Here is a 15,701-nt window from a genome sequence, read left to right as displayed (position 1 = left end):
TTATTTGGCCCAGTCTTCCAGCGTCAACCCCGACACCCGCTTAAACTCTCTCACATTATTCGTCACCAGCACGGCGCCGACAGCAATCGCATGGCCCGCAATTGCGGTGTCGTTTAGATCAATTGGCGTACCGGCAGCGGTCAGCGCTGCTTTCACGTCGGTCGTTGCGTCTACTGCGGCCCGATCACAGTGCCTTATGGTAAAGCCGCACCGTCACATCCGGGTAATCCAGCGCATCACCGATATAGCGCCAGCCGAAACGCTCATAATAGTCAGCGCACAACGCATACAGATAAAGATCGGAAAAACCGCGCTCGCGACACCACGCCTCGGCGTAGTCCTGCAGCGCCGCGCTCAAACCGCTGCCGCGCGCGCTTTCATCGACATACAGCGCCGCCAGCCATGGAAAAAGATCCTGACGACTGATCAAATCACAGCGCCAGACGCCCACCGTGCCGACCGGACGACCGCCGTCCAGCGCCACAAACGTCTGCGGAAAATCGGCACCGCGCAAACTGCTCTCCACCACGCTGGCGAAAAAATCGCGTCCGCTGGCATCGCCAAAAGCGCGCCACAGCCACTCAACCAGCTTCGCCTGATGCTGCGGCTCCTCGCTCAGCGGAACAATACGCCAACGGCTCATACCAGTTTCCCCTGAAAAATCGGCACTGACTCAAACAGATATCCGTCGAAATCGGGCGCATCGGCATCCGACAGCTCCATCAAGGTATTCTTCACATTCTCCAGATGCTGCCACATTCCCTGCCAGGCACCCGTCACATCGCGCCGACGCAGCGCCGCCAGAATCGTCTGATGATCGCTCAGCCACTTCAAACGATAACTACGCGTTTCAATATGGGCGCGCAATTGCTGCCACAGCGGATTATTTTCATGATGCCGCCAGATACTCTTCACCGTATCCATCAACATCTGATTCTGCGTGGCACCGGCCAGCAATAGATGAAACAGCCGATCGTTATCCTGACTGGTATCGTTAACGGCGATCGCGCGCTGCTCCTGCTCCAGCGTTCGCCGCAGATTCTCAATATCGGCCTTCGTCGCCATTCGCGCGGCAAACGCGGCGATATTACTCTCCAGCAGCTGACGCGCCTGCAACATCTCAAACGGGCCGACATCGCTGCGGAAAAACGCTTCCTCCTCATCGCTGCTGGCGCTGGGAATACGCATCACATAGACGCCGGAACTCTGGCGAATATCCACCGTGCCTTCCAGCTCCAGCATCAGCAACGCTTCGCGGACAATGGTGCGGCTCACACCCCAGGTTTCAGCCAGGTTGCGCTCCGGCGGCAGGCGAGAACCGACCGGATACAGCCCCGCCACGATCTGCTGGCGCAAATGCTCACCAATCTCCTGATACTGCTTTCTTTCTTGCGGCGATGCGCCCTTATCCACTTAAATCACCCTTCGCCCGTTGCCGATCCCATACTCGCGCCTCAGCCAGACGGCACCACGCCGCTAGTTTATCAAAGCCAGCGCCTGATCGAGGACTTTTGCACCGTTCAGCGTACCGTAAGCCTGCGTATCAATCACCGCGATCGGCACCTGATGATGGTCAGTCAGCTTCTTGTTTTCCGCCAGCTTAAAACGCACCTGCGGCCCCAACAACACGACAGCCACTTCGCCAGCGTAATTCTGTAGCTCCTCGCCCAGATTCTGCTCCGGGATGGCATAAATTTGATAGCTCAGGCCGCGCGCCGCCGCCTCCTTCTCCATGCGCGTCACCACCATCGATGTAGACATGCCCGCTGCACAGGCCAGAACGATACGTTTCATCATCAGATCCTTATTTCGGTTCATCATCCAACGTCAGCGTAAGCTGACGACTGTCGACCAGTTGGCGAAACCAGTGCGCCGACTTCTTCATGCGTCGCTGCCGCTGGTTTTCCAGATCGATCTCAATCAGGCCGTAGCGATTTTTAAAGGCATTCATTGGCGACACGTTGTCGGTAAAAGCCCACAGCATATAACCGCGGCAGTTAATGCCCGCCTGACGGGCCAGCAGCGCTTCATGGAGATGCTCAGCGATAAAAGCGATGCGGTAATCGTCCTGAATCTCGCCCTGCTCGTTCTTAAAACGCGCCTCGTTCTCTATGCCCATGCCGTTCTCAGCAATAAACCATGGGAAATTGTCATACTCGTCGCGCATTCGCGCCGCCATATCCGCCACAATGCGCGGCTGGATCTCCCAGCCGCGCGACGGATTCATCCGCCGCCCCGGCAGCTCAAAATGCTCATAGTAATAAGCCGGATGAAACGGCGTTTCCGGGTGCCAGGCACGCGACGGCGCTTTTACCCGATGCGGATAGTAAAGATTTAATCCCACCTCATCGACGCGATGCGCCGCGATCAGCGCCAGATCTTCATCGCTGTAAGACCAGCGCACCTGATGCTGTGCCAGCAGCGTAAACAGCTGCGCCGGATAAACGCCCTTAATCGCCGGATCGAGAAAAACACGGTTATAAAACAGATCGTACATTTCCGCCGCTTTCACATCGTGCGGCGCAGAGGATCGCGGCCAGGTCACCTCCGGGTTTAAAATCGTGCCGATACTGCCCGGCCAGCCACCGGCACGAAACAGCTGCACCACGCGGGCGGTCGCCAGATTTTTATGGTGGTTCCACTGCATCCAGAGCGAGGTATCCTGCTGATAAGGCCAACGCAGCGCGTCCAGATAAACTCGGGTTTGCACCACGATCGGCTCATTAAAAACAAACCAGCGGCGCACCTTGTGACCATAATGCGCAAACACCTGCTCCGCATAGCGCACAAAGAGATCCACCACTTTTTTCGACCCCCAGCCGCCATACTTTTCCAGCAGCACAGCCGGTAATTCGTAATGTTCCAGGCAGAGCATCGGCTCAATGCCGCTGGCGAGCATTTCATCAATCAGCCTGTCGTAATAGCTGGCGTACTCCTCATCCATCTGCGCCGTTTCATAATCCAGCAGAAAACGCGACCAGTTAATCGAGGTGCGATAATGCGTCAGGCCACAGGCCTTCATCAGCGCCACATCTTCCCGATAGCGATTGATAAAATCGGTAGCTATCGCCGGGCCATAGCCGTTATGCCAGACGTGACGATCCTGCTGATACCAGGCGTCCAAAAAGGAATCCTGCCCCGCTTTCTTGCCGCTCCAGCCCTCGGTCTGCCAGGCGGATGCCGCCGCGCCCAACATAAAATCGTGCGGAATCTCAATAGTGACGTTGCTCATGTCGGCTCCTTACGGCTGCGCCAGCTCAGGCTGCATCGCTTTTTCCTCGGCGGCCTGGGCGCGCCGCGCGGCGATCTTCACGAACGGCAGATAGATCAGTACCGACACCACAATACAGATAAGCTGAGTAACCACCGCGCCCATCGATCCGGCGGTAGAAAGCCAGGCGTTAATAATCGGCGGCGTGGTCCAGGGCACCATCACCACCGCCTTGCCGGCAAAGCCGGTGACCGTCGCAAAATAGCCAATAGAACCGGTAATCAGCGGCGTGATAATAAAAGGGATCGCCAGGATCGGGTTGAGCATGATCGGCATCCCAAAGATCACCGGCTCGTTGATATTAAACAGCCCTGGCCCAAACGAGAGTTTGGCGATTTCGCGCATCTCCTTGCGTTTGGTCGCCAGCATCACCGCCGTTAACAGGCCGATAGTCAGCCCGGAACCGCCGATGCTCATATACACATCCCAGAACGGCATGGTGATAATATTTGGCGCCTCTTTACCCTGCTCGAAAGCGTTCATATTCACCAGAATGGCGCCCAGCAGCAGCGGCTCGCGGATCGGCTTAATCATCTGGTTGCCGTGAATGCCGATAACCCAAAACAGCTGCGCGACAAACATCAGCAGCAGAATTCCCCACAGGCTTTGCACCACCGACTCCAGCGGCTGCTGCACCACGCGATAGACCGCATCGTACAAATACATGCCGCTGACCTGATGAAAGACAAAGCCAAAGGTGGCGATAGCCGAAACGGTAATGATCGCCGGGATCAACGCCGAGAACGAGGCGGCGACGTTGGGCGGCACGGTATCCGGCATTTTTATTTTCAGCCGCTCGACGTTCTCCAGCCGACAGTAGATTTCGACCGACAGAATGGCGATAAACATGCCGAGAAACAGGCTCTTGGTATCGGAGAACTGCTTGGCCAGCACGTCGGTCACCACGCGCATCTGCCCGTCCACCAACATGGGCAAGGTGGTCGGCGTCACGGCGATAAAACAGATCACTGCCAGCAGACCGGGAAACAGCGTTTTGATGCCGTTAATCCGCGCCAGCTCAATGCCGATGAGAAATACCGCGCCGATATTCAGAAAGCTGAGCGTGGCGTAGTTAATACTGGTGGTGATGGGCTTCAGTTCGACAAGGAAAGCGAGCGCCGGAAAACTGGCGAGGCCGTTTTTCGCATCCAGCACCATATTGGAAATCAGCACCGAAAACGCGCCAACAATAATCACCGGCATCAGCGTAATAAAAGAGGCCTTGATCGCCATGATATAGCGGTAGCTGTTAAAACGCGTGGCGAAACTGCCAAGGGAATCAATCAGCTGATCCTGTAAAGACATAAGCAATACCTCAGGGAAAGTGAGCAAGTGTCCTGCGGTGACAACCCAAACCCTTCCCTGATATGGCATACCAAAATTAGCTGAATCACCTTGTTTTTCTGTGAGCAGCCGCGCAGAACGTACTTTTGGTATTCCAATATGATGATTAACCCAAATCCGGTATACCAATAATTGAGGTGCGTATGGATTTTGAACAGACCGTGATGGAACTGCTGATTAACGCTGGCGAGGCGCGATCTCACACTATGAGCGCGATTCAACTGGCGCGTAAAAAAGAGTGGCAACAGGCGGATGAGGCGCTGGCCGCCTCCGACGAGGCCTCCAGAGCGGCACATAAAATCCAGACGCAGCTTATCGGCGCCGATGAGGGCTCAGGCAAATTACCGGTGACGTTGATCCTGGTTCATGCGCAGGATCATTTGATGAATGCGATGCTGTGTCGCGATCTGGCTGAGGAGATCGTGCTGCTGCGTAAAGAGTTGCTGGCCTGAACATCAGGCCGTTGACGGTACCGGACAGGCAAAGATCGTGAAAAAAACGGCAGCGGTGTAAAACCGCTGCCGGTTATTCGTTCTCGCAGGGAGGGTGCGTGGTAACAGGCAGAAAGCGTTACATCTCCAGCGCCAGCAACTCCTCGATTGTCTGGCGGCGACGGATTTCACGCGCCTGGCCGCCATCAAACAGCACTTCCGGGATCAGCGGACGGCTGTTGTAGTTAGAGGACATCGACGCGCCATAGGCGCCGGTATCGTGGAACACCAGATAATCGCCAGGCCGGGCTTCCGGCAGTTCACGGGTTTCAACTTTGCCTCCTTCCTGCTGGGTAAAGACATCGCCCGATTCGCACAGCGGCCCCGCAATAACGGTTTCCCTCTGTTCACGTTGTTCCGCCGCGCCATCCGCACTCAGCAAAGAGATATGATGATAGCTGCCATACATTGCAGGACGCATAAGATCGCTAAAGCCTGCATCCACCAGCACAAAATGGCGGCTGCCCATCTCTTTTACTGAGCAGACCTGCGCTACCAGCACGCCGGATTCAGCCACCAGGAAACGACCCGGCTCAATCTCCAGCTTCACCGGATGGCCGAGATGCGCGGCGATCCGTTCGCGGGCGCGGTGCCACAGACTGTAATAGTGCTGGGTATCGATCGCCTCTTCGCCGTAATGGTAAGGAATCGACAGGCCGCCACCGGCCGAGATGGCGCTGATATCCTGATCCAGCGCGATCGCCTGGCTTACCATCGCCTCGCACACCTGTTCCAGATGGCCATAATCCACGCCGGATCCGATATGCATATGAATGCCGACCAGCGTCAGACCGTGCTGCTGAATGGCCTGTAACGCCAGCGGCAGATCGCCGTGCCAGATGCCATGCTTGCTGTTTTCGCCGCCGGTATTGGTTTTCTGGCTGTGGCCGTGACCGAAGCCGGGATTGATCCGCAGCCAGACCGGATGGCCCGGCGAGCGCTGCCCCAGCTGGTGTAGCATATCCACCGAACCGGCATTGACCGGAATGCGCAGCTCGGCCACGCGCGCCAGCGTAGGCTTATCCAGCACGTCAGCGGTAAACACGATCTCATCGCCGCCCGCCTTATAGCCCGCCGCCAGCGCGCGCTCGATCTCGCCCAACGAGACGGAATCAACCTTCACGCCAGCTTCACGCATCAGCCGCAGAATATGAATATTGGAGCAGGCTTTCTGGGCGAAACGCACTACGTCAAACTGCTGTAGCTGGGCGATGCGCTGGCGAATGATATCGGCATCGTAGGCCCAGAACGGCCCGTCATAGTGTTCGGCCAGCGGCAGTAAGTTAGCAGCGTTCAGGGCACTGTCGGCATGGGTTAGCGGGCGCGGCATGGTAAATTCTCCTCAAAATTTTCCCTATTACGCCACAGCTTTTTTTGTCTGAAAAATATCTATTTCTGCGGAGTCTATGCAAATATGATATGGCTTTGCGTAACGGAGAAGCTTATGGCGAACATCACCCATCGGCATATTGAAATTTTTCACGCGGTGATGACCAGCGGCAATCTGACCGCCGCCGCCGAACTGCTGCACACCTCGCAGCCGACCGTCAGCCGTGAGCTGGCGCGTTTTGAGAAGCTGACCGGACTCAGCCTGTTCGAGCGCGTGCGCGGACGCCTGCATCCGACCGTACAGGGGCTACGCCTGTTTGAGGAAGTGCAGCGCTCCTGGTATGGCCTCGACCGCATTATCAGCACGGCGGAGGGATTACGGCAGTTTCGCCAGGGCGAACTTTCCGTCGCCTGCCTGCCGGTTTTTTCCCAGTCACTGCTGCCGCCGCTCTGCCAGCCTTTTCTCCAGCGCTATCCCGACCTTAGCCTGAATATTATTCCGCAGGAGTCGCCGCTGCTGGAGGAGTGGCTCTCCGCTCAGCGCTACGATCTTGGCCTGACCGAAACCCACGCCACGCCCGCCGGAACGGAACGCATTGAACTGTTGACGTTGAATGAAGTGTGCGTGCTGCCCGCCGATCATCCGTTGGCGTCACGCAAGCAGCTGACGCCGCAGGATTTTGCGGGAGAAAGCTATATCAGCCTGTCGCGCAGCGACAGCTATCGCCAGCTGCTGGACGCGCTGTTTCATGAACATCATGTGCAGCGTCGAATGGTGATGGAGACGCACAGCGCGGCGTCGGTCTGTGCGATGGTGCGCGCTGGCGTGGGGATTTCCGTGGTGAATCCGCTGACGGCGTTGGATTATGCCGCCAGCGGCGTGGCTGTCCGGCGCTTTAGCGTTGAGGTGCCCTTCACCGTGAGCCTGATTCGCCCGCTGCATCGCCCGGCTTCCGCACTGGTCAGCGCGTTCAGTGAGCATTTGCAGCGGGAAGCCGCACAGTTTCGGACTCGCCTCGAGGCGGCGCTGGGTTAAGCGCGTACCGGCTGCGTCTGGCCGCCTGCGCGACGGAAGGTAATCAGGCAAACCAGCAGGCCGATGGCCGCCAGTACTGCCGCCGCCACCGGCACCGCCGTCAGGCCGTAGCCTCGTTCAATGACCGCGCCGCCGACCCAGGCGCCCAGCGCGTTGCCAACGTTAAAGGCGGAGATGTTCAGCGTGGAAACCAGGTTCGGCGCCTCTTTACCGTGGCGTACCACGTTAATTTGCAGGCCCGGCACGGTGGCGAAGGTCGCCATCGCCCACAGGAACAGGGTGATTTCCGCCAGCCAGAGAGCGTGGCTGGTCCAGCTAAAGGCCAGCGAGAAGAGCGCAATCAGCGCAAAGCTCAGGATCAGGCTGAAGGAGACTTTCCAGTCCGCCAGCTTGCCGCCGATAATGTTGCCAACCGTCAGGCCCGCGCCAATCAGGAACAACGTCCAACTGACGCCACGATTGCTGATGCCGGTGACCTGCAACAGCAGCGGCGCGATATAGCTGAACAGCGCAAACATCGCCGCCGCGAAGCAGACCGTCATCAGCAGCGACAGCCAGAGTTTGCCGTTTGCCAGCGCGCTAATTTCGCTGGCGAGATGCACCGGCTTCTCATCTTTATTGGTCGGCAGACTGACAATCAGCGCGATAAACGCCAGAACGCCGATAACCGCCACGCCCCAGAAGGTGGCGCGCCAGCCAAACAGCTGACCAAACCAGGTGCCGAGCGGCACGCCCAGCACGTTAGCCAGCGTCAGGCCGGTAAACATCAACGCCACCGCCGACGCCTGACGGTTAGGCGCCACCAGGCTGGCGGCTACCACTGAACCGATACCGAAGAATGCGCCGTGACAGAGCGCGGTCACGATACGCGCCAGCATCAGCAGGTTATAGCTGTAGGCCAGCGCGCACAGCAGGTTACCGATGATAAAAATCGACATCAGCAAAATTAACGTACGCTTGCGCGGCAGGCGCGCGGTCAGCAGCGCCATCACCGGCGCGCCAATGGCTACGCCCAGCGCATAGCCGCTGATCAGCCAACCGGCAGAAGGGATAGAGACGCGCAGGTCGCCCGCCACCTCCGGCAATAATCCCATAATGACAAACTCGGTGGTGCCGATGGCGAACGCGCTTAGCGCCAGCGCCAGCAGTGAAACAGGCATAACACTCTCCCAAAAACGATGATTGCAGACTCCAGGTATGCCGCTGCGTTACAGCGGACCAGATGACGCGTTGTAATCTATTTGTTGCGTCAGGGGCGCTATTAAAACACAGGGTTTTGTCAGCAAACACCCGCGCCGCACAAAGAGATTATTGCGCAGCGCGCAATAATCCTGTTTTGGGCGACGGATTGCTTTTAGGAGAGTTCCTTTATTACAGCTTATTAATTTAGCGAGAAAATTTGGTAAGCTCGGCCCGTATACGCCTTTCCCGCGCTGGCCTTGTCACGTAAAAACCGATTTTTATCTGTTGGCTCAGGCGTTAAAGAAAGGATTGCCGTTGCCGATATTCCGTTCAGGGATTAACCAGGTGATGAGCAACGCTTAATTATTTTATCGGGGAGTCGCCATGCGACAGATGTTCGCCCTGCTGGTGTTATGTTTGACCGGCTGTTCAGTCGGCCATTATGAATACAGCCAGGAAGCGCAGAAGCGCGTTGATATGACCGTCACCGGCATTCCTACGGTGCTGGGTTTAGGTACGCTCGGCACCACCATTCCTCTTACTGCGGAATATAGCCTGACCGCCGCGCACGTGGCGAAATTCTCTTTATATAAGGTGAAGGCCTGGCACCCGGAGTGCGATTTAGCCATCGTTTATCACAAGAACAGTGGGCAAAATCTGCCGCCGCGTTTTCGCAACGGTTTTATGGGCGATCGGGTTAATCTTTACGGCTACAGCTTTTATACCGCGATGCCGGTTGCTTCTGCAGGAAAGAATCTGGTTAATACCAGCCTGCAAAACCGCTGGAATAAACCTGACTGCGTGGTGGTGGCGACGGATGCCGGCGTGGTGCAAGGCATGTCCGGCGGCGCGGTGTATAACGCCTCCGACGATACGCTGGCCGGCGTGATTGTCGGCTACAGCGATGAGATCAATGCGAAGGGCAGCGGAAAAACACTGTACAAAGATGTCGCGCTTTATATTCCCTATGCCCGCTTTGCCGACTGGTTGGCGGCAGAGACAAAATCCTGAGATTACGCAAGGTTAGACGGCGGCTTCAGCAAAGGCGGGCTATTTACGCTGCGCGTCGGGCAAGCCATCATGCGGGCCAAGCGGCTGCATCGGCGGATCGATCCAGCGATCTTCGCGCGTCGTTTCATAAATGGGATTAAGCGGATAATGGATCCGATTCTCCGGTTTATTGGCCTCCCCCACCACCAGCAGCCTGACTTCCTCGTTGCTGTTGTTAATAAAGGTGTGGCAGATACCGGTTCCTGCCGGAAAGGCTACCGCATCGCCCGGCATCAACGCATGTAAATCGCCATTGATCCAGACATGAGGCGAGCCTTCCAGCACATATACAAACTCTTCTTCGGCGCTTTCGGCGTGAGGATAAGAGAGACGGCGGCCCGGCAGCAGACGCTCATGATGAATGCCGATACGCGTAAGTCCCAGTGCGCGGCCCAGCGGCGCGCCGATGCCCATATGTTCACTGTCGCCACGATAGTGTGCTACATCAGGTTCTTCCAACGCCTGCCAGTGAGAAATAAACTCCGGGCGCGATAATGGCTGCATAGTGTTAACTCCAGACGAGGTATCGCTTCAGCCTGGCAAAGGAAGAAAAATATCTCAAGGCGACGCGCAGGCGTAACGTAAAAAGGGACGCCGAAGCGTCCCTTTTCGCATAAGCGATCTGGATTATTTACCTGTCGGGCGCAGGGCCGGGAACAGGATTACGTCGCGAATGGTGTGGCTGTTGGTAAACAGCATCACCATACGGTCGATACCGATGCCGAGACCGGCAGTCGGCGGCAGGCCGTGTTCCAGGGCGGTAACGTAATCTTCATCGAAGAACATCGCTTCGTCATCGCCGGCATCCTTCGCTTCCACCTGCTGGCGGAAACGGTCAGCCTGATCTTCGGCGTCGTTCAGCTCGGAGAAGCCGTTGCCGATTTCACGACCGCCGATAAAGAATTCGAAGCGATCGGTGATTTCCGGGTTGGTGTCGTTACGGCGCGCCAGCGGAGAGACTTCTGCCGGATATTCGGTGATGAAGGTCGGCTGGATCAGATGGCTTTCCGCCGTCTCTTCAAAGATTTCCGTTACGACGCGGCCCAGGCCCCAGCTTTTCTCAACCTTGATGCCCAGCGAACGCGCAATCTCTGCCGCTTTTTCGAAGTCATCCAGATCGGCCAGATTGGTTTCCGGGCGATATTTCTGAATCGCTTCTTTCATCGTCATTTTGGCGAACGGCTTGCCGAAATCAAACGTCTGCTCACCGTAAGGCACTTCGGTAGTGCCCAGCACATTCTGTGCCAGGGTACGGAACAGGCTTTCGGTCAGCTCGATCAGATCTTTGTAATCCGCGTAGGCCATATAGAGTTCCATCATGGTGAACTCAGGGTTATGACGCGGCGAAATGCCTTCATTACGGAAGTTACGGTTGATCTCAAAGACGCGATCGAAGCCGCCAACCACCAGACGTTTCAGATAGAGTTCCGGCGCAATACGCAGGTACATATCGATGTCGAGCGCATTGTGATGGGTGATAAACGGACGGGCAGAGGCGCCGCCAGGGATCACCTGCATCATCGGGGTTTCCACTTCCATGAAATCGCGGCCGACCATGAACTGGCGGATGCCAGCCATAATCTGCGAGCGAATACGGAAGGTTTTACGTGACTCTTCGTTAGCGATCAGATCGAGATAGCGCTGGCGATAGCGGGTTTCCTGATCGGCGAGGCCGTGGAATTTGTCCGGCAGCGGACGCAGCGCTTTAGTCAGCAGGCGCAGTTCGGTGCAGTGGATCGATAGCTCGCCGGTTTTGGTTTTGAACAGTTTGCCGCGCGCGCCAAGGATGTCGCCCAGGTCCCACTTTTTAAACTGTTCGTTGTAGATGCCTTCCGCGAGGTCATCGCGCGCTACGTAAAGCTGAATACGTCCGCCCACGTCCTGCAGCGTTACAAACGACGCCTTGCCCATGATGCGGCGCGTCATCATGCGGCCCGCCACGCTGACTTCAATGTTCAGCGCTTCCAGTTCTTCGTTTTCTTTGTCATCGTACTGGGCGTGCAGCTGGTCAGAAACGCTGTCGCGGCGGAAATCGTTCGGAAACGCCACGCCCTGTTCACGCAGCGCGCTGAGCTTTTCACGACGCGCTTTCAGTTCGTTATTAAGTTCAAGCGCGGCATCAGCGCCCTGCGGTTGTTGTTCAGACATGTCGGTTCCTTATAGCCCTGCTTTCAAACTTGCTTCGATGAAACGATCCAGATCGCCGTCCAGCACCGCCTGGGTGTTACGCGTTTCTACGCCGGTGCGCAGATCTTTGATGCGTGAATCATCCAGCACGTAGGAGCGAATCTGGCTGCCCCAGCCAATATCAGATTTGTTATCTTCCAGCGCCTGTTTCTCAGCGTTTTTCTTCTGCATTTCCAGTTCATAAAGCTTGGCTTTCATCTGCTTCATGGCCTGGTCTTTGTTTTTATGCTGGGAACGGTCGTTCTGACACTGGGTAACGGTACCGGTCGGAATATGGGTAATACGCACCGCAGATTCCGTACGGTTAACGTGCTGTCCGCCCGCGCCGGATGCGCGGTAAACGTCGATACGCAGATCCGCCGGATTGATTTCGATGTCGATGTCGTCATCCACTTCCGGGTAGACGAAAGCGGAGCTGAAGGAGGTATGACGACGGCCGCCAGAGTCGAACGGACTTTTGCGCACCAGGCGATGAACGCCGGTTTCAGTACGCAGCCAGCCGAATGCGTAGTCACCGGAGATGCGGATGGTTGCGGATTTAATGCCCGCCACTTCGCCGTCGGAGACTTCGATAACTTCGGTTTTGAAACCTTTATCTTCCGCCCAGCGCAGGTACATGCGCAGCAGCATGCTGGCCCAGTCTTGCGCTTCGGTGCCACCCGATCCCGCCTGGAGATCGATATAGCAGTCGGCGCTATCATATTCGCCAGAGAACATGCGGCGGAATTCCAGCTCGCCCAGTTTTTTCTCCAGCGTATCCAGCTCGGCAACGGCTTCGTTGAAGGTTTCTTCATCGTCAGCTTCAACGGCCAGCTCCAGCAGACCGGAAACATCTTCGAGACCCTGAGTCATTTGGTCAAGCGTATCGACAATGGCTTCCAGCGCGGAACGTTCTTTACCCAGCGCCTGTGCGCGTTCAGGTTCGTTCCAGACGTCTGGCTGTTCCAGTTCGGCGTTTACTTCTTCGAGGCGTTCTTTCTTGGCATCGTAGTCAAAGATACCCCCTAAGAACGTCGCTGCGTTCAGTGAGGTCCTGAATACGGTTTTTCACCGGATTAATTTCAAACATGGCTTTAATCTTATAGAGGAAGTGTCTTGGATGTAACGCGGCAGTTTAACTGAAAAGGCGGCGAGATTGTAGTTTTTGCGGGCGAATGTCGGCGCGGCTGGCCAGGCGTTGCTTGTTGCTGAAAGGCGACGGAGATCGGCAGCGTAGATGTTAAAACATTAATCGGCAACGCAGCAGTGAATACCTCACTATGCGCAGCCGTAAACCTATGAACGGCAACTTATCCCTTTGGCCGACCAGCAGCGCTTTTAAAGCCTGCCCTACGGCGCAAACACCTAAACCTGTTACAACGGCCAGATATGCTCAATCAATAACTGCACGCTGCGATTGCCGCGAAACTCATTCACATCCAGCTTATAGGCCAGCTCAACGTGACGCACGCTGGTATCCGGCCAGAGCCGCGTATCTACGTTAAAAGCGATTCCGTCCAGTAATGGCCCGCCACCTAACGGCTCGATCATTACCTTCAGATGCCGCTCGCCCACCAGACGCTGCTGTAGCAGCTTAAACTTGCCGTCAAAAATCGGCTCAGGAAAAGCCTGCCCCCACGGGCCGGCATCGCGCAATAGCTCTGCGGTGGGCAACGTCAGCTCCTGCGCCATCAGCTCGCCGTCAGACCAGATAACGCCCTGCAGCGCTTCGGCATCCAGCCACTCGCCGACCAATTCGCTAAACCGTGCGCTGAACTGCTCAAACTTCGCCTCTTCCAGCGACAATCCAGCGGCCATCGCATGGCCGCCAAACTTCAGGATCAGGCCTGGGTTTAACGTATCCAGCCGCTCCAGCGCATCACGGAGATGCAAACCGGCAATGGAACGACCGGAGCCTTTCAATGTGCCGTCGCCCGCTGGCGCGAAAGCGATAACCGGACGATGAAAACGCTCCTTCAGGCGTGAAGCCAGAATGCCCACCACGCCCTGATGCCATTCAGGATGATAAAAAGCGAGGCCCAGCGGCAACGCTTCACTGCTGCGCTCCAGCTGATTGCACAGCGTCAGCGCCTCAGCCTGCATCCCCTGCTCGATCTCTTTACGCGTCTGATTTAACGCATCCAACTCGCTGGCTAACATGCGCGCCTGCGCCAGATCTTCAGTGAGCAGCAGCGCCACGCCAACTGACATATCATCCAGACGCCCTGCGGCATTTAAGCGCGGCCCCAGCGCAAAACCCAAATCGCTGGCGGCCAGCTGACGTGCGTCGCGATTGGCAACTTCCAGCAGCGCGCGAATGCCCGGACGACATTTGCCCGCCCGAATACGGCTCATGCCCTGCCATACCAAAATCCGGTTATTGGCATCCAGCGGCACCACGTCCGCTACCGTGCCCAATGCGACCAAATCAAGCAGCTCCGCCAGGTTAGGCACTGCCAGCCCGTTATCGAACCATCCCTGCTCGCGCAAGTGCGCCCGCAGCGCCAGCATCAAATAGAACGCGACGCCGACACCCGCTAATGCTTTCGAAGGGAAAGAACTGTCGTTAAGGTTGGGATTGACGATGGCTTCTGCCGCCGGCAGCGTTTCGCCGGGCAGATGGTGATCGGTCACCAGCACCGGGATCCCTTTCTGATGCGCGCACTCCACACCCGCGTGCGAAGAGATGCCGTTATCCACCGTCAGAATCAACTCCGCACCGCGCGCCGCCGCCTGCTCCACCACTTCCGGGCTCAGGCCGTAACCATCATCGAAACGGTTAGGCACCAGATATTGCACGTGCTGGCCGCCCATGCCGCGCAATGCCAGTACGGTGAGCGCGGTACTGGTGGCGCCGTCGGCATCGAAATCGCCGACAATCATAATCTGTTTACCCTCGCGCAGCGCCTGATGCAGCAGCGCTACCGCCCGATCCATCCCGCTTAATCCATCCCAGGGATGAAGGAATTTCGCGCCGCGCTCCAGCTCGCGCTGGTCGCTGACGCCGCGCTGGGCATACAAACGGCGCAGCAACGGATGCAGATCCGCTGGCAGCGCCGTATTATTTGCCGCCTCACGGCGGCGGAGTTGCGTCGGTTTATTCACTGATGTTTAGCTACCGCTTTTTTGTTTATCAAGAAGCTGTTTCATCTCCTGCGGCCCCTGGTAACCGGGGATCATCATGCCGTTTTCCAGCAGGATGGCCGGCGTGCCCTGAATGCCGAACAGGATGCCCAGCTGATAGTGCTGGTCGAGATTGATTTTACAGTCGATAGGAGAGACTTCGTCGCCTTTCATTGCCGCGTCAAACGCTTTATTACGATCCGCCGCGCACCAGATAGACTTCATCTCTTTCGCCACCTGCCCGTTCATCCCTTCACGCGGGAAAGCCAGATAGCGCACGGTGATGCCCAGCGCATTGTAATCCGCCATTTCCTGATGGAGCTTGCGACAGTAACCGCAGGTAATATCCGTGAACACGGTAATCACGTGCTGCTCTTTCGGCGCTTTGTAAACGATCATCTCTTTACTTAACGCGTCGACTTTTTTCTGCAGCAGCTGATTGGTTACGTTTACCGGATGCGCGCCGCTCACGTCATACAGCGGCCCCTGGATAAAATGTTTTCCATCTTCGGTGACATACAGCACGCCGCTTTCCGACAGCACGGTTTTCATGCCCGGCAGCGGAGAAGGTTGAATTTCTGTCTGTTGCAGTCCCAGCTTGCGGAGTGATTGCTGGATCGCGGCGTCATCAGCCTGGGCAACGCCAGTAACGGAGGCAGCCAGCAAGGCGACGATGGCAAATCTGTTTTTCATCCTGTTCCCTTATTGT

Annotated in this window: 15 protein-coding genes and 1 pseudogene; 3 read left to right on the top strand and 13 right to left on the bottom strand. The window is 56.8% G+C overall.

The features are described 5' to 3' along the window. The 6 genes and pseudogenes from P3C52_RS12010 to P3C52_RS11985 all read right to left on the bottom strand — a co-directional run. Window positions 1-186 (bottom strand): annotated as a pseudogene (locus tag P3C52_RS12010) (VapC toxin family PIN domain ribonuclease); the annotation flags it as partial. Next, window positions 185-643, bottom strand: a complete 459-nt coding sequence (locus P3C52_RS12005; protein ID WP_275555228.1) for a GNAT family N-acetyltransferase — start codon at window positions 641-643, stop codon at window positions 185-187. The gene P3C52_RS12005 and the pseudogene P3C52_RS12010, both read right to left, overlap by 2 nt. Further along, entirely contained in the window at window positions 640-1,413 is a 774-nt protein-coding gene (locus tag P3C52_RS12000; protein WP_275555227.1) for an FCD domain-containing protein, read from the bottom strand. Before P3C52_RS12000 ends, P3C52_RS12005 begins: the two co-directional genes overlap by 4 nt. A gap of 63 nt (window positions 1,414-1,476) precedes the next feature. Continuing rightward, window positions 1,477-1,794 carry a PTS sugar transporter subunit IIB gene (locus tag P3C52_RS11995; RefSeq protein WP_275555245.1) on the bottom strand — a complete coding sequence of 106 codons (318 nt, stop codon included), beginning with the start codon at window positions 1,792-1,794 and terminating at the stop codon, window positions 1,477-1,479. A gap of 10 nt (window positions 1,795-1,804) precedes the next feature. After that, window positions 1,805-3,232, bottom strand: a complete 1,428-nt coding sequence (locus P3C52_RS11990) for a glycoside hydrolase family 1 protein (RefSeq protein WP_275555226.1) — start codon at window positions 3,230-3,232, stop codon at window positions 1,805-1,807. 9 nt (window positions 3,233-3,241) lie between these two features. After that, the gene (locus tag P3C52_RS11985; RefSeq protein WP_275555225.1) at window positions 3,242-4,576 is read right to left on the bottom strand and encodes a PTS transporter subunit EIIC; all 1,335 of its coding nucleotides are present in this window, start codon (window positions 4,574-4,576) and stop codon (window positions 3,242-3,244) included. 182 nt (window positions 4,577-4,758) lie between these two features. On the opposite strand from P3C52_RS11985, the gene P3C52_RS11980 reads away from it, so the two are divergent. Further along, window positions 4,759-5,067: a PTS lactose/cellobiose transporter subunit IIA gene (locus tag P3C52_RS11980; RefSeq protein WP_275555224.1), complete on the top strand. Its 309-nt coding sequence runs from the start codon at window positions 4,759-4,761 to the stop codon at window positions 5,065-5,067. A 118-nt stretch (window positions 5,068-5,185) separates the two neighbouring features. Here P3C52_RS11980 and lysA read toward each other — a convergent pair whose 3' ends face one another. Further along, a complete protein-coding gene (lysA, locus tag P3C52_RS11975) occupies window positions 5,186-6,436 on the bottom strand; it encodes a diaminopimelate decarboxylase (protein ID WP_275555223.1) in 1,251 nt (416 codons plus the stop codon). A 114-nt stretch (window positions 6,437-6,550) separates the two neighbouring features. Between lysA and P3C52_RS11970 the strand changes: the two genes are divergently transcribed. Further along, the gene (locus tag P3C52_RS11970; protein WP_275555222.1) at window positions 6,551-7,471 is read left to right on the top strand and encodes a LysR family transcriptional regulator; all 921 of its coding nucleotides are present in this window, start codon (window positions 6,551-6,553) and stop codon (window positions 7,469-7,471) included. On the opposite strand, the gene P3C52_RS11965 is transcribed toward P3C52_RS11970, so the two are convergent. Next, entirely contained in the window at window positions 7,468-8,631 is a 1,164-nt protein-coding gene (locus P3C52_RS11965) for an MFS transporter (RefSeq protein WP_275555221.1), read from the bottom strand. The genes P3C52_RS11970 and P3C52_RS11965 overlap by 4 nt on opposite strands. A 406-nt stretch (window positions 8,632-9,037) precedes the next feature. Here P3C52_RS11965 and P3C52_RS11960 point away from each other — a divergent pair, with 406 nt between their 5' ends. Further along, the gene (locus P3C52_RS11960; protein WP_275555220.1) at window positions 9,038-9,664 is read left to right on the top strand and encodes a serine protease; all 627 of its coding nucleotides are present in this window, start codon (window positions 9,038-9,040) and stop codon (window positions 9,662-9,664) included. A 39-nt stretch (window positions 9,665-9,703) separates the two neighbouring features. Here the strand turns inward: P3C52_RS11960 and P3C52_RS11955 are convergent, their stop codons facing one another. The 5 genes from P3C52_RS11955 to dsbC form a co-directional block, all read right to left on the bottom strand. Then, a complete protein-coding gene (locus tag P3C52_RS11955) occupies window positions 9,704-10,207 on the bottom strand; it encodes a cupin domain-containing protein (protein WP_275555219.1) in 504 nt (167 codons plus the stop codon). A gap of 123 nt (window positions 10,208-10,330) precedes the next feature. Next, window positions 10,331-11,851: a lysine--tRNA ligase gene (gene lysS, locus P3C52_RS11950; RefSeq protein WP_275555218.1), complete on the bottom strand. Its 1,521-nt coding sequence runs from the start codon at window positions 11,849-11,851 to the stop codon at window positions 10,331-10,333. Between the two features lie 9 nt (window positions 11,852-11,860). Continuing rightward, a protein-coding gene (prfB, locus tag P3C52_RS11945; RefSeq protein ID WP_275555216.1) for a peptide chain release factor 2 occupies window positions 11,861-12,959 on the bottom strand; the annotation gives its coding sequence in 2 pieces (ribosomal slippage) (window positions 11,861-12,883 and window positions 12,885-12,959; 1,098 coding nt in all). Between the two features lie 284 nt (window positions 12,960-13,243). After that, window positions 13,244-14,974: a single-stranded-DNA-specific exonuclease RecJ gene (gene recJ, locus P3C52_RS11940; protein WP_275555215.1), complete on the bottom strand. Its 1,731-nt coding sequence runs from the start codon at window positions 14,972-14,974 to the stop codon at window positions 13,244-13,246. A gap of 6 nt (window positions 14,975-14,980) precedes the next feature. Next, window positions 14,981-15,685, bottom strand: coding sequence for a bifunctional protein-disulfide isomerase/oxidoreductase DsbC (gene dsbC, locus P3C52_RS11935; RefSeq protein ID WP_275555214.1), 705 nt, complete (start codon window positions 15,683-15,685; stop codon window positions 14,981-14,983). Window positions 15,686-15,701 lie beyond the last annotated feature (16 nt).

The sequence above is a fragment of the Mixta sp. Marseille-Q2659 genome, from assembly GCF_940807255.1.
Classification (GTDB): Bacteria; Pseudomonadota; Gammaproteobacteria; order Enterobacterales; family Enterobacteriaceae; genus Mixta.
Note: the sequence above shows the minus strand (reverse complement) of the source record. Positions and strands in the feature narration are given on the sequence as shown.

Coding starts and splice junctions, on each gene's coding strand:
- P3C52_RS12005 (WP_275555228.1), bottom strand. CDS start 643: ATGAGCCGTTGGCGTATTGTTCCGCTGAGCGAGGAGCCGCAGCATCAG.
- P3C52_RS11995 (WP_275555245.1), bottom strand. CDS start 1,794: ATGAAACGTATCGTTCTGGCCTGTGCAGCGGGCATGTCTACATCGATG.
- P3C52_RS11990 (WP_275555226.1), bottom strand. CDS start 3,232: ATGAGCAACGTCACTATTGAGATTCCGCACGATTTTATGTTGGGCGCG.
- P3C52_RS11985 (WP_275555225.1), bottom strand. CDS start 4,576: ATGTCTTTACAGGATCAGCTGATTGATTCCCTTGGCAGTTTCGCCACG.
- P3C52_RS11980 (WP_275555224.1), top strand. CDS start 4,759: ATGGATTTTGAACAGACCGTGATGGAACTGCTGATTAACGCTGGCGAG.
- lysA (WP_275555223.1), bottom strand. CDS start 6,436: ATGCCGCGCCCGCTAACCCATGCCGACAGTGCCCTGAACGCTGCTAAC.
- P3C52_RS11970 (WP_275555222.1), top strand. CDS start 6,551: ATGGCGAACATCACCCATCGGCATATTGAAATTTTTCACGCGGTGATG.
- P3C52_RS11965 (WP_275555221.1), bottom strand. CDS start 8,631: ATGCCTGTTTCACTGCTGGCGCTGGCGCTAAGCGCGTTCGCCATCGGC.
- P3C52_RS11960 (WP_275555220.1), top strand. CDS start 9,038: ATGCGACAGATGTTCGCCCTGCTGGTGTTATGTTTGACCGGCTGTTCA.
- P3C52_RS11955 (WP_275555219.1), bottom strand. CDS start 10,207: ATGCAGCCATTATCGCGCCCGGAGTTTATTTCTCACTGGCAGGCGTTG.
- lysS (WP_275555218.1), bottom strand. CDS start 11,851: ATGTCTGAACAACAACCGCAGGGCGCTGATGCCGCGCTTGAACTTAAT.
- dsbC (WP_275555214.1), bottom strand. CDS start 15,685: ATGAAAAACAGATTTGCCATCGTCGCCTTGCTGGCTGCCTCCGTTACT.